The following is a 13,500-nucleotide window of genomic DNA, read 5'->3' as shown; positions in this document are numbered from 1 at the left end:
CCCTCGGCGCACGTTGAGGGTTTCGAGGAGCCGAGAAGGAAGCTGGAAAACATTTTCAGCAGCCTGCCTAAACGATGCCGTGCTTGAGCAGATCGTGCAAATGTACGACCCCGACAATGCGCTTGGCCGATTCCGCGACGACGAGCGTGGTGATGGAATACCGCTCCATCATTTGGACTGCCTTGGCTGCTAACTCATCCGGTCCGATCAACTTGGGATGGCGCGAGGCCAGGGCCCCGGCCGTGATCTTGGAGAAGTCCCCGCCCTGTTGGAGAAACCGCCGCAAATCTCCGTCAGTAATAATTCCCGCCAAAGCACCGGCTCGATCGACGACCGTGGTCATACCGAGTTTTTTCGCAGACATTTCCAGCATGGCTGCCGAGGCTGAGACGCTGTCCTTCACTTGCGGGAGCTCCGCGCCGACATGCATAACGTCCCGCACTTTCACCAAGAGACGGCGCCCGAGCGTTCCACCCGGATGAAACTGCGCAAAATCCTGCTCCTTGAATCCGCGCTTCTCCAGCAAGGCCACGGCCAAGGCGTCGCCCATCGCAAGCGTCGCGGTCGTGCTTGCTGTCGGCGCCAATCCCATGGGACAGGCCTCTTCTGTCACGGACACATCTAGCGCCACGTCGCTGTTCTTCGCCAGAGTCGAAGCCATGCGGCCGACGATCGCCACGACCGGAATGCTCATTCGCTTCATAAATGGCAGGAGCTGCAGGATCTCCTGCGTCTCGCCGCTATTTGAAATCGCGATGAGCACATCGCCACGCGCCAACATACCCAGATCGCCGTGAAGCCCTTCAGCCGGGTGGAGAAAGAACGAGGGCGTCCCGGTGCTGGCCATCGTCGCGGCGATCTTCTGACCGATCAAACCGGACTTCCCCATGCCAGAGACGACTACCTTACCCTTACAGGCATAGAGCAGGTCCACCGCATCCGAGAAACCACGATCGAGACGCTGCACCATCGCCTGGACGGCACGGGCTTCGATGCCCAACACACGCCGGCCTACTTCAAGGCTGGTTGCAGCATTCGGCGTCGTGGCTCTGGCGCCTTTCGGCTTGGTTACGTTCGAAGTTGTGACGCGTCGCATATCCGTAGAACCCGTTCTAGCAAAGCTTTGAGCTGATGAAGCGGCACCATGTTGGGCCCGTCTGACAGGGCCTCGTCAGGATTGGGATGGACTTCCATGAAGAAGCCGTCGACTCCGGCTCCGGCAGCCGCGCAGGCCAACGGTTCAACAAATTCGCGCTGGCCGCTGGACTTCGTTCCCCCACCGCCCGGCAACTGCACACTATGGGTGGCGTCGAATACCACCGGATAGCCGAAGCTTCGAAGGACCGGAAAGGACCGCATATCGACGACGAGATTATTATAGCCGAACGACGAGCCCCGTTCGGTCAGGACGATCCGCTTGTTTCCTGACTCCTCGACTTTTTTGACCGCATTGCCCATTTCTTGCGGCGAGAGGAACTGCCCCTTTTTGACGTTCACCACTTTTCCAGTTTTCGCGGCCGCGATGAGCAAGTCCGTCTGCCGACAGAGAAAGGCAGGAATCTGGAGCACGTCAACAATCTTCCCTGCCTCGGTCGCCTGTTCCTCTGTATGCACGTCCGTCAAGATGGGCAGGCCCAGCTGATCCTTCACCTTCTTCAGAATCGCCAGGCCCTGTTCGAGACCAGGCCCACGATAGGACGTGATCGAGGTCCGGTTGGCCTTGTCGAAGGACGACTTGAAAACATAGGGGATGCCCAGAGACTGAGTGATCTCGGCAATACGCGCTGCCGTCTCCAGCACGAGCTGTTCGCTCTCGATGACACAGGGCCCGGCAATCAAAAACGGCCGATGCCCAGCCCCGACTGTGAATGAACCGATGTGAACTTCGTGTGCCATAAATTTCCTGATCTTGTCTCCCGTGAGATGCTCAAACCTGATGTTCAGCGAGGCCGCATGCGAAACAAAATCTGAAGCGTACCCTCAGGGGTACGTTGAGGATTTTGTCGACCCGAGAACGAAGCTGAAAGCCGGTTTCAGCATATCACCTCAGTGGCCGCACTTTCGACGTAACGCGGCGCCGACAAAACCGCTAAAGAGCGGATGGGGCCGGTGGGGCCTCGAATTGTATTCCGGATGGAATTGCGTTGCCAGGAACCAGGGATGATTAAGGAGTTCGACGATCTCGACGAGCCGACCGTCCGGCGACAACCCGCTCAGCACGAGTCCTTTGGCGAGCAATTGTTCACGGTAGGCGTTGTTGAATTCGTACCGGTGCCGATGGCGCTCACGCACTTCGCTCACTCCGTACATCTTTTGGGCGAGGGTTCCCTCCCCAAGCTTACAGATATAGGACCCGAGCCGCATCGTCCCGCCCTTGTCGCTGACGGACTGCTGGTCCGACATCAAGTGAATGACGGGATAGGGGGAGGCCGCATCGAATTCCGCGCTGTTGGCGCCGGCCAAGCCGGCGACGTTCCGTGCGAACTCGATCGTCGCGCATTGCATACCAAGACACAAGCCGAAAAACGGAATCTGATGCTCCCTGGCGTAGCGAATAGCAGCGATTTTCCCTTCGATCCCACGCGCGCCGAACCCGCCTGGCACCAGGATGCCATCGACCTCACGCAGAATCCGCTCGGTCCCCTGCCGTTCAATCTCCTCCGACTCGATCCACTCGATGTTCACCTTCGTTTCATGGTCGACGCCGCCATGGACCAGCGATTCCGAGAGACTCTTATAACAATCCTTCAACCCCGCATACTTGCCGACCAGTGCGACGGAGACTTCATGCTTGGGATGCTTGATCTTCTGGACCATAGCATCCCATTCGCGCAGGTTCGGAGGACCGGTCTCAAGATGGAGTAAGCGCACGATCAGCTCGTCCAATCCTTCCTTCCGGAACACGATCGGCACTTCGTAGATCGTATCGACGTCCTTGGCCGTGATGACCGCGTCTTTTTCGACGTTGCAGAACATGGCGATCTTGCCCTTGAGTTCCGGCGGCAGATACCGGTCGGTCCGGCAGAGGAGAATATGCGGCTGGATACCGATTTCCCTCAGCTTGTTGACGGAATGTTGCGTCGGCTTGGTCTTCAACTCACCGGCCGCTCCGATGTAGGGCACCAGTGTGAGATGGACATAGAGCACATTCTCACGCCCGACGTCGTAGGGCATCTGCCGAATCGCTTCGAGAAATGGCAAACTCTCGATGTCGCCGACCGTGCCGCCGATCTCCACAATCGTGACGTCGACCCCCTGCGAGATACGCATGATGCATTGCTTGATCTCATCGGTCACGTGGGGCACCACCTGCACGGTCCCGCCGAGGTAATCGCCGCGCCGCTCTTTGCTGATGACCGAATGGTAGATCCGGCCGGTCGTGTAGTTGTTTTCTTTAGTCAGAGTCAGGGACGTGTACCGTTCATAATGGCCGAGATCCAGGTCTGTCTCTGCGCCGTCGTCCGTGACATAGACTTCCCCATGTTGATAGGGATTCATCGTGCCGGGATCGACGTTGATGTAGGGGTCGAGCTTGAGGAACGTGATCTTCAACCCCCGGCTTTCGAGCAGGTTACCGATCGAGGCTGAGGCGAGCCCCTTCCCCAGGGAGGAGACGACTCCGCCTGTGACAAAAATGAACTTGCTCATCGTGGCCCCCATCTTGTCGGATCGTAAAATTCTGACATGTTTGCCACCATTAAGACTGGGCTGGAGCCGACTTCAATAAACCCAATTCCTTCTTGATAGCCTCAAACTGTTGAAGCTTTTCCGTCACCAGGTCGACATCCTCCGGCGTATCCACCCGCAGGGAGGCATGTTTGGTCTCCCACACTCTGATCGGAATACCGTGCTCCAAAGCGCGCAACTGCTCGAGCTTTTCCGCATCTTCCAACCGTCCCGTAGGAAGGGCCGCCAACTTCAGCAACGTATCGCGCCGGTAGATGTACAGACCGAGATGGATGTAATGCAACCCTCCGACGACCCGGCGGCTGGGATCGTCCCGCACCAAGGGAATCGGTGCGCGCGAAAAATACAGGGCATGGCCGGCCTGATCGGTCACCACCTTCACCACTGAGGAATTGTGCAGGTCGTCCGTGGAATCGATGGTCCGCTTCAGCGTACCCATCCCCGCGCCGCTTGAGATAAAGGGTTCGATGAGATCAGAGAGCAAGTCCGGCTGAAGCGGAATCTCATCTCCCTGCAGATTCAAAAAGTAGTCGCCGCCAAATTTGCGAGCTGCGCCTGCGACTCGATCGGTACCGGTCCGAAAGTCTCCGCCGATCAACGCGGCTCGCCCGCCGAATCCGATCACCGCCTGCCTGATCCGTTCATCGTCGGTGGCGACCAGCACATCCTTCACCCCGGAACAGGCTGCGGCCTGCTCGTACACATGCTGGATCATCGGCTTCTGTCCCAGCATGACGAGGGGTTTTCCCGGGAAGCGCGACGATCCGAACCGAGCCGGAATCACCACCATGACGGACGCAGCCGTATCAGTCATTGCCGAGGGCCTCCGACAGTTGCTGTGCGGACAGGGTTGCGGTGCCCACCATACCGACGACGACACCCGCCGCATAGTTGGCCAGCGCCGCCGCGTCCCTCATCGAGGCACCGGTCGACAGCGCGAGCGCCAACGTCCCGATCACCGTATCGCCCGCTCCGGTGACATCGTAGACCTGGCGGGCCTGTGTCGGGATATGCCAGGAGACTCCGTCTCCCTCGTACAGACTCATGCCTTTTTCGCCGCGCGTAATGAGGACCGCTTGGCATCCTAACCGCTGCCGGATGATCGCACCGGCCTCGTCGCTCGCCTGATCGTCATCGCCATGCACCCCGGCGGCTTGGGTCGCCTCAAGGTGGTTCGGCGTGATGACCGTCGCGCCCTTGTAGTAGCTGAAGTGCTCGACTTTCGGGTCGACGATCACGGGGATCCCACGCAGCGCCGCAAGCCGCGTGAGATCCGTCATCAAGGGCGCGCTGACCACACCCTTGGCATAGTCCGACACCACGAGGCAGGATAACTCCCGTACCCGAGATTCGACATAGCGGAGAATCCGCCGCTGCGTCGCCGGTTTCAGTTCAGCCCGGCGCTCGACGTCGTACCGCACGATCTGCTGGTTGTGGGCGATGACGCGGGACTTCCTGGTAGTTGGGCGATCCTGGTCGATCACGACCCCGCCGCGCCCTGAACGGGTCCCCCCCAACTCTTTGAGAAGCATCCGTCCGGTTTCGTCGGAGCCGATGACACCGCACAAATCGGCTTTGCCCCCCAAGGCCAGAATGTTATTGAAGACATTCGCCGCGCCGCCGAGCCTCAAGGACTCGGAGTCGACCTGGACGACCGGGACCGGGGCTTCCGGTGAGATACGGCTCACACGGCCCCAAATATAATGATCGAGGATGAGGTCGCCGATGACGAGCACGCTGGCTTGCGGGAATCGCTGAATATACTGCCGAAGCGCTTTGGGAGAGGCCTCGCCTCTACGGCCCTGCCCCCCGGAGCCAGCAGGCGCTTGGCGCGTGGACTTGCCTACTGAATGGCTTTTCCGAATCGATCCCATCTGACCCACTCCGTCCATTGCCCCTGTCCGCTCCACGACCAGTAGATGCGGAATGCCTTACCGCGGATTTTCTCCTCGCGCACGAACCCCCAAAACCGGCTATCCAAGCTTTGGTCTCGATTGTCGCCCATCACAAAATAGGCGCCTTCCGGCACGGTCACCGGTCCGAAATTATCGCGCGGATTGATGGTGCCATCGATGATTCCCGGGTCGATCCGTTGCGTGAACGCTGTGTCGTCCAGCACCGCTCCATTCACCAGGATGGCTTTATTCAGAACCTGCACGGTATCGCCAGGCCCCCCGACAATGCGCTTGATAAAATCTTTTTCCTCATCTTCGGGAAACCGGAACACGATCACGTCGCCCCGCTGCGGCTTGCCGAACTCGATGAGCGCCTGTGACGCGTAACAATTGACGGGGGGAAAGGCCTCCTGGAATTTGCACTGGCTAGGCCATTGAATGCCATAGGACAACTTGCTGACCAGGATATGATCCCCGATCAACAATGTCGGAATCATCGAGCCTGAGGGAATCTTGAAGGCCTGGACGACAAACACCCGGATCGCAAAAGCCAGGAGCATCGCAACCACGATGGCTTCCGCATATTCGCGAAAGAGCGACTTTCGGCCAAGCTGCGACACAGACGGCTCGTCGAACACCGCCGGCGCTCCCGCGTCATCCGCCTGCACATCGGTGGACACAGAAGTGAGGTCGTCCGATGAGGGACGATTCGTCTCTCCGCTCATTCGTCACCGACTTTCAAAATGGCGAGGAAGGCCTCTTGCGGCACTTCCACGTTCCCCACGGATTTCATGCGCTTCTTCCCTTCCTTCTGCTTCTCGAGGAGCTTGCGTTTCCGCGTGATATCGCCACCGTAGCATTTCGCCAGCACGTTCTTCTTCATGGCGCCGATCGTCTCGCGCGCAATCACCTTGCTCCCGATCGCCGCCTGAATGGCGATCTCGTACATCTGCCGGGGAATGAGCTCCTTCATCTTCTCCGCGAGCTGACGGCCGCGGTGAATAGACCGCTCTTTATGGGTAATGAAGGACAAGGCATCGACCGCTTCGCCGTTCAAGAGAATATCGAGCCGCACCAGATCGGACTGGCGATAGCCGAGCAGCTCATAATCAAGCGAGGCATAGCCCTGCGTACGCGACTTGAGCTTGTCGTAAAAATCGAGAATGACTTCATTGAGCGGCATTTCGTAACTGATCGTCACCCGTGTCGGATCCAGGAATTGGATGCCCCGCTGAATGCCGCGGCGCTCCTGACAGAGCTGGATGATCGCTCCCATGTACCGTTCCGGCGTAATCACCGATGCCAGAATAAACGGCTCCTCGAACGATTCGATGCTGCTCGGGGGCGGGAGCTGCGAGGGATTATTGACCTCCAGGACATCGCCATTGGTCAGCAACACGCGATAGACGACGGTTGGCGCGGTGGTGAGCAAGGTCAGATTATATTCACGCTCAAGCCGTTCCTGGATGATTTCCATGTGGAGAAGACCCAGGAAGCCGCAACGAAACCCGAAACCCAAAGCGAGCGAGGTCTCAGGCTCATAGACGAATGAGGAGTCGTTCAACCGCAGCTTGACCAGCGCATCCCGCAAATCTTCATACCGGGCCGTGTCGGTGGGATAGAGCCCGCAGAACACCAGCGGCTTCACTTCTTTATAACCGGGGAAGGGCGTACTCGTGGGGGTCACCGCATCCGTGAGGGTATCACCGATCTTCACGTCCGCGACTTCCCTCATGTTGGCGCAGAGGTAACCCGCTTCGCCGGTCAACAGCTCGGTCTTCTTCGTTCGTTTCGGGCTGAATTGACCGACTTCCATCACTTCAAAGACCCGATCGTTCGACATGACTTTGATCTTCATGCCGGGACGCACGGAGCCATCGACGATCCGGGCCAACACGATCACACCCTGATAGTTATCGAACCAGGAATCGAAGATGAGTGCCTTGAGCGGCGCAGCGGGATCTCCCGAAGGCGGTGGAATCCGCTCAATGACGGCCTCCAGCACCTCCGGCACACCCTTGCCCTCTTTCGCGCTGATCAAGAGGGCATCGGTCGCATCCAGCATCAGCACATCGGAAATCGACTGCTTGGTGCCGTCGACATCGGCACTGGCCAGATCGATCTTGTTGATCACTGGAATAATGGTGAGGTTGTTCGCCATGGCCAAATTCACATTGGCAATCGTCTGCGCCTGCACCCCCTGCGTCGCATCGACCAGCAAGAGCGCGCCTTCACAAGCCGCCAAGCTGCGTGAGACCTCATAGGTGAAGTCGACGTGTCCAGGCGTATCGATCAAATGCAAGGCGTAGGTCTTCCCATCCTTGGCCTTGTACCGAATGGCGACCGCATGGGCCTTGATCGTGATACCACGCTCACGTTCCAGGTCCATCGCATCAAGGATCTGCTCCTTGGCCTCCCGGGCAGTCACCGCGCCAGTTGCATCAAGGATCCGGTCAGCGAGGGTGGATTTGCCGTGATCGATATGGGCGATAATCGAAAAATTGCGTATAAGGCTTTGCAAATGCTAACTCTTTTCCCAATAAAATCGGTTCATTATAGTTACCGCCCCCCAGGTTGTCAAAGCAACGGCCCCCTCGTATAATCCGCGCCTCACACTGATTTCCCATTGGTTTCTGCAATCTGTCTCCTCACCGGTTCCTTGCGCACGCCTATGGCCACAACCAAGAAAAATCGCACGGCCACACTCGCCGATTGGGACCGGACCTATCTCTGGCATCCCTTCACCCAAATGCAGGAATGGGAACAGGAGGAGCCGCTCATCATCGAGCGTGGGAAAGGCTCCTACCTGATCGATACGGAAGGGAAGAAGTATCTCGACGGGACCTCCTCCATCTGGGTCAATCTGCATGGGCACCGCCATCCGGCGCTCGACCGTGCCATCAAGACACAACTCGACAAAATCGCGCACTCGACCTTCCTCGGCCTCTCCAATCCCCCGGCGATTCAGCTCGCGAGAGAACTGATTCGAATCGCACCGAAGAGTCTGAAGCGCGTGTTTTATTCCGACAACGGATCAACAGCGGTTGAAGTGGCGCTCAAAATGGCAGTCCAGTATTGGCAGCAACGGCGTCCCCAGGCAGGCCCCAAGAATACGTTTCTGCATTTGAAGCTCGCCTACCATGGTGACACGCTCGGAGCGGTCAGCGTGGGCAACATCGAGCTGTTTCATGGGCGATTCAAATCGCTCCTCTTCCCCACCCTCGAAGCCGACCCGCCCTATTGCTATCGCTGCCCGCTCAAGCTGACCTACCCGTCATGCCACATGGCCTGCCTTGATCCGATTGAGCAGATCCTCAAGAAGCGCCACCGTGAACTGGCCGGCTTCATCATTGAGCCATTAGTCCAAGCTGCTGCCGGCATGATCACAGCCCCACCGGGCTATCTCGCACGAGTGCGCGAACTCTGTACGAAATATCAGGTGCTCTTGATTGCCGATGAAGTGGCCACCGGCTTCGGCCGCACCGGGAAAATGTTCGCCTGCCAACATGAGGGGGTGACGCCGGACTTGATGGCGATCAGCAAAGGCCTCACCGGCGGCTACATGCCGTTGGCCGCCACGCTGACCACCGAAGAAATCTACAAGGGGTTTCTCGGCAAGTACGAAGACTTCAAAACCTTCTTCCATGGCCATAGCTACACAGGAAACCCGCTCGGCTGTTCCGTGGCGTTGGCGAATCTTGATGTGTTCAAAAAAGAAAAGACGCTCGCGAAGTTACAACCCAAGATCAAAACAATGGCGCGGCTCCTGGAGACGTTGCAGCAACTGCCCCATGTCGGAGATATCAGACAGCGTGGATTGATGGCCGCCATCGAGTTGGTGGAGGATAAGAGCACAAAGAAACCCTATCCGCTCACAGTCAGAATGGGCCATCGAGTCACGATGGACGCGCGCCGTCGAGGGCTCTTACTGCGCCCAATCGGCAACGTCCTCATCCTCCTGCCTCCGCTCAGCACGTCGCTTCCAGAACTCACCCGCATGATCACAATTCTGCAAGCGTCTATCGAAACCTCAACGCTAACCCCGGCATCCGGCTTACGCCCATAAGAGGGAGCGGTCAGCAGCCCTCCTTGCTCGCTGGACGCGCACGATAATGCGGTGCTCGTCCAAGGCGCGCAGTCGAGGGCAGCCTGGCCGCTCCCTCTAAGACCAAGGAAGAAAAACAGAAAAAACAAAGAAGGCCTGGCGATTCCCTGTGCTCGCGCAACGCGCGGTCGCGGACTCCCCTCGTTGGACGCGCGCACGCTGGGAATCCGCAAGCCACCTTCCCCTTATGCCTAAGCGAGCAAGCCCCGAAGAAACAAGTAGGCGTCCAGCCCCCTCATCTCCTTCAATATGCGTGATTTATCGTAACAATCAGCGCAGTATTCGAGACCATTATTTGCTGCACCCCCAATCTGTCCTGGGTTGTCCTAGCCGAAAGAAACAGGAAAGACTCTGCACCCTCATCTCACACAGCGATAGACCAGACAAGCCCAACAAAGTAGAATGTCTAAGATTCCTGATCGGCTGGTTAAATCATGTCTGTGAATTCTCATTTCATACCGCAGTTCTTGCTCAAGGGGTTCGCTTTTCGTCAAAAAGGAGGGCAGGCTTATGTCCACGTATTTAGAAAGGGCTGCGCCCCATTTTCACCGAACACAAAGGGAGTTGCTGCTCCAAGAAATTTCTACGGAGATGAGACCGTAGAGCAAACTCTTGCAGTGATAGAGACTCAGTTCAGCATGTTGGTCCAGCGTCTCCGCGAAGGAGATTGTGCATCAAACACCAAGCCGCTAATTGATAGATTTGTTGCGCATTCCCTTATCAGAACTCAAGCATTCAGGGATGGCGTCCACGATATTGGGACAACCGTTCTGAAGGAGGGCTTTCAAGAGTTTCTTAACCCAGAATATACCCCGCAACTACTAGCCAAACTCGTCGAAGATGCCATGAGCGAACCAGCCGTCAGAGATATGCTGGCAGCAGCTCCTCCTGAGGTTCGCCCGGTGATCGAAACCAAAATGCGCGAAATACTTCTTCACCCTGACATGCACGAGAAGCTTCGCCAAATGATACTCCCGAACCTTAATGCTATAGATACGGCAGCATCCGCACGATCGGCCCAGCGACAAGCCCTAGAAGACGATCGCAATCTCGATAAACGCGTACGCGATTTAGGAGAGATAACTTGGAGCATCGAGACCTATAAGGCCCATGCTCTAATTCTCGGTGATATTGGACCGCTTGTACGGGATGATGAGTCAGGGGAATGGGGGCGAATATTTCATGGCATGCCGCAAATGATCTGGTTCCCATTATCGAATCATTCTCTTTTGATTGGCAAAGCATCCGGGAGCGCAACAAGACCTGATTTTGAAGAGGTTAATTTAGCCTCTGCAGAAAACAGCATTGAGTTTTTTGTCGCGAGCCAACGAACCCAGAGGGAAGACGAGTATCAAAGACGAATTGGTTCGCGGATAGATCGTACTACCTCAGAGCAGCTCTCAGAATTGAAACGAACTGTCCGGGAATATCTGACAACTCCTGGAGGAGCACTGACAACCGAATCCTAGAAAAAATGGTGCCAGAAGAAGAGAATAGCTCCAGGAACCATTCCGCGGCACGGGGCTGGGGCTCAGAGCGGACGTCGCCGGAAGAGCGGGGACCCGACGAGGGTCCGCTGAGAAGGAAAGCGGAAACTGACCGAGTCTGCGAGGGAATTTCCGAAGGCTTCCACTCAGCGGAGCCCGAACGGGTCGACCCAGGAGGCGCGGGAGTGGCTAAGCCACAGCCCCGCACAATTATGCCGTTCCTCAAATAAACACATGTGAAAACACGCGTCCCGGTACCGCCTTACGAAACTTCCACAAGATTGATGATCAAAATTGAGGTCAGGTCTTGCGTTCAAACATTTTGTAGCGCATGGCGGGCGCACCCTTGTCCATGGCATCTACCACAATGAACGTTACAGGGCAGGCATGACTATTGCCTTCGTCGGGTGGCAAGAGATCCTATATAGGCTCGCGCAGGCACAAAGGCGGGCGCGATCAGGAAGAACGTCTACTCGCAGGAGCGGAGAAGACGAGGTTGCTGCGAAGAACAAATACCCAGTGACGGAATATTTGAATAAACCTTCATGGGCCTAGGTTGGGGAGGTAACGGAGTGATCTGGACGACGAAGAAGCCGACAAAGACAGGGTGGTATTGGTATCGCGGTCAATCCGATGGAACTACCGAGAAAGTTCTCCACTTCATCGATGATGATGGCGATGGGCCCTACCTCGCAACGTCAGACGATCTAGCACTGAAGGACTTAGCCGGCGAATGGGCCGGACCGGTTGAACCGCCACTGTCGGGTCAGAGTCGTTAGTGGAACAGAAACGGTGTTGGGAGTATTTTTCTGACAGAGTCGTGGCGATTTCAGATTGAGGGTACGGGGCTAGCCCTCTGACATCCCACGGTGCGTGGAGGGGATCTGGCGCATCTAGTCTCTCTGGTTCATCTCGTCTATCTGCTCAATTTGGTTTGGTTGGTTCGACGTACGAGAGAGACAAGACAGACCCTCGCACCAGATAGACTGCCTTTGAGGGGAAAGACGACTCGCATTCGGCATCGTCCATTCTATAGCTGTACAGGCTCACGAGAATTCAATTCGCGCCCCTCTCCCCGCTTTGAGAAGATCTGCGGCGGAGGCTTCCTTCACGAAAATTTCCAGATTCCCATCGCTATTCATGAGCGCGAACGGCTGCTCCGCTGTCCCTTCGCTATAGCTAGCCATCAGACCTTCGATGGCCTGCGTCCCGATCCGAATGGACAGCTGTCGGCCCTTCGTGACTGCTCGCACTTCTTCGAGATGCTGCCGGGTCAGGTTAGAAATAAGATTGCCGAATCGATCCACGTGGATGATCTCCCCCACCAAGGCCTTGCCTTCCCAGGTCGGTGTCGGGATCGTAAAAATCTTGCAGTCGGTGACGAGTCGCCCGAATGATTCGAACGGCTGTTGCTTGGTCAGCCAGGCTGCAGCAGGGGCGAAGAGGTCGCGGCCATCGAAGGTGTGGCCTGCCGATGGCAGCCGATAGTCCTTGTTCTCGATCTCACGCACTTCCATCTCGCTGTTGTCGGCAAGAATATGCGTCAAGAGTCCGTTGTCGGGAGCCAAAAAGAAGTACTGCTCACTCTTGGCGATGAGGGCACGCCGCGCGCTGCCGACGCCTGGATCGACGACGGCCACATGCACTGTGCCCTTGGGGAAATAGCGATAGCAGGAATTCAGGAGGTAGGCGGCGTCTTCGACAGAATGGCGTGGCACATGATGCGAGAGATCGACGCAGGAGACGTGGGGATTGATGGTGAGGATTACCCCCTTCATGCTCGCCACGAACGAGTCCCGATCGCCGAAATCGGTCAACAGCGTGATGAGCCCAGGAGGATGCGGCACTAGAGCTCCTCGAAACGGATCTCCACCACCTCGTATTCAACCATCTTCACCGGTGTCTTGACCTCGACGAAATCGCCGACACGCTTGCCGATCAACGCCTTGCCGACCGGAGACTGAATGGAGATCCGGTTCACTTTCATATCGGCTTCATCCTGTCCTACCAGCGTGTACTGCCGCTTCGACTGCGACTCCTGCTCGATGAGGAGCACGGTCGCGCCGAACACGATCGTCTCGGAAACCCGCCCGGCCGTTTCGATGATGCGAGCGTCGGCTAACTTCGACCCAAGCTCAATGATACGCGATTCGATAAATCCCTGGCGTTCTTTAGCAGCATCGTATTCTGCATTCTCGCTCAGGTCGCCATGGGCGCGCGCTTCAGCGATGGCTTCGATATTTTTGGCACGCTCGACTTTGCGAAGACGATCAAGTTCTGCCTGAAGTGCCTCATGTCCCTTTCTCGTGATCGGTGTCGGCATAGT

12 protein-coding genes are annotated in these 13,500 nt (G+C 57.1%); 3 read left to right on the top strand and 9 right to left on the bottom strand.

Annotated features, from left to right (window positions below; all coding sequences use genetic code 11):
- Window positions 1-67: 67 nt before the first annotated feature.
- The 7 genes from Q8N00_12040 to lepA all read right to left on the bottom strand — a co-directional run bounded on the left by Q8N00_12040 (window position 68) and on the right by lepA (window position 8,103).
- Window positions 68-970 carry a KpsF/GutQ family sugar-phosphate isomerase gene (locus tag Q8N00_12040; protein MDP2383524.1) on the bottom strand — a complete coding sequence of 301 codons (903 nt, stop codon included), beginning with the start codon at window positions 968-970 and terminating at the stop codon, window positions 68-70.
- Window positions 971-1,068: 98 nt separating this feature from the next.
- Window positions 1,069-1,896, bottom strand: a complete 828-nt coding sequence (gene kdsA / locus Q8N00_12035; GenBank protein MDP2383523.1) for a 3-deoxy-8-phosphooctulonate synthase — start codon at window positions 1,894-1,896, stop codon at window positions 1,069-1,071.
- A 150-nt stretch (window positions 1,897-2,046) separates the two neighbouring features.
- Complete coding sequence (locus tag Q8N00_12030; GenBank protein MDP2383522.1) at window positions 2,047-3,648, bottom strand: CTP synthase; 1,602 nt, start codon at window positions 3,646-3,648, stop codon at window positions 2,047-2,049.
- 49 nt (window positions 3,649-3,697) lie between these two features.
- Window positions 3,698-4,501 (bottom strand): 3-deoxy-manno-octulosonate cytidylyltransferase, encoded by an 804-nt coding sequence (kdsB, locus tag Q8N00_12025; protein MDP2383521.1) that lies wholly within the window; start codon window positions 4,499-4,501, stop codon window positions 3,698-3,700.
- Window positions 4,494-5,561 carry a D-glycero-beta-D-manno-heptose-7-phosphate kinase gene (rfaE1, locus tag Q8N00_12020; GenBank protein MDP2383520.1) on the bottom strand — a complete coding sequence of 356 codons (1,068 nt, stop codon included), beginning with the start codon at window positions 5,559-5,561 and terminating at the stop codon, window positions 4,494-4,496. Before rfaE1 ends, kdsB begins: the two co-directional genes overlap by 8 nt.
- The gene (gene lepB, locus Q8N00_12015; GenBank protein ID MDP2383519.1) at window positions 5,531-6,307 is read right to left on the bottom strand and encodes a signal peptidase I; all 777 of its coding nucleotides are present in this window, start codon (window positions 6,305-6,307) and stop codon (window positions 5,531-5,533) included. The genes rfaE1 and lepB overlap by 31 nt, the downstream gene beginning before the upstream one ends.
- A complete protein-coding gene (gene lepA / locus Q8N00_12010; GenBank protein ID MDP2383518.1) occupies window positions 6,304-8,103 on the bottom strand; it encodes a translation elongation factor 4 in 1,800 nt (599 codons plus the stop codon). Before lepA ends, lepB begins: the two co-directional genes overlap by 4 nt.
- A 150-nt stretch (window positions 8,104-8,253) precedes the next feature.
- Here lepA and bioA point away from each other — a divergent pair, with 150 nt between their 5' ends.
- From bioA to Q8N00_11995, 3 genes are all read left to right on the top strand, one after another.
- Complete coding sequence (gene bioA / locus Q8N00_12005; protein ID MDP2383517.1) at window positions 8,254-9,648, top strand: adenosylmethionine--8-amino-7-oxononanoate transaminase; 1,395 nt, start codon at window positions 8,254-8,256, stop codon at window positions 9,646-9,648.
- Window positions 9,649-10,121: 473 nt separating this feature from the next.
- Complete coding sequence (locus tag Q8N00_12000) at window positions 10,122-11,156, top strand: DUF4238 domain-containing protein (GenBank protein MDP2383516.1); 1,035 nt, start codon at window positions 10,122-10,124, stop codon at window positions 11,154-11,156.
- A gap of 590 nt (window positions 11,157-11,746) precedes the next feature.
- A complete protein-coding gene (locus tag Q8N00_11995; protein ID MDP2383515.1) occupies window positions 11,747-11,953 on the top strand; it encodes a hypothetical protein in 207 nt (68 codons plus the stop codon).
- Between the two features lie 267 nt (window positions 11,954-12,220).
- Here the strand turns inward: Q8N00_11995 and Q8N00_11990 are convergent, their stop codons facing one another.
- Entirely contained in the window at window positions 12,221-13,021 is an 801-nt protein-coding gene (locus tag Q8N00_11990) for an SAM-dependent chlorinase/fluorinase (GenBank protein MDP2383514.1), read from the bottom strand.
- The gene (greA, locus tag Q8N00_11985; protein ID MDP2383513.1) at window positions 13,021-13,497 is read right to left on the bottom strand and encodes a transcription elongation factor GreA; all 477 of its coding nucleotides are present in this window, start codon (window positions 13,495-13,497) and stop codon (window positions 13,021-13,023) included. The genes Q8N00_11990 and greA overlap by 1 nt, the downstream gene beginning before the upstream one ends.
- Window positions 13,498-13,500: the final 3 nt, after the last annotated feature.

This window comes from Nitrospirota bacterium (genome assembly GCA_030684575.1).
GTDB lineage: Bacteria > Nitrospirota > Nitrospiria > Nitrospirales > Nitrospiraceae > Palsa-1315.
This window is presented reverse-complemented; position numbering and strand designations above follow the sequence as displayed.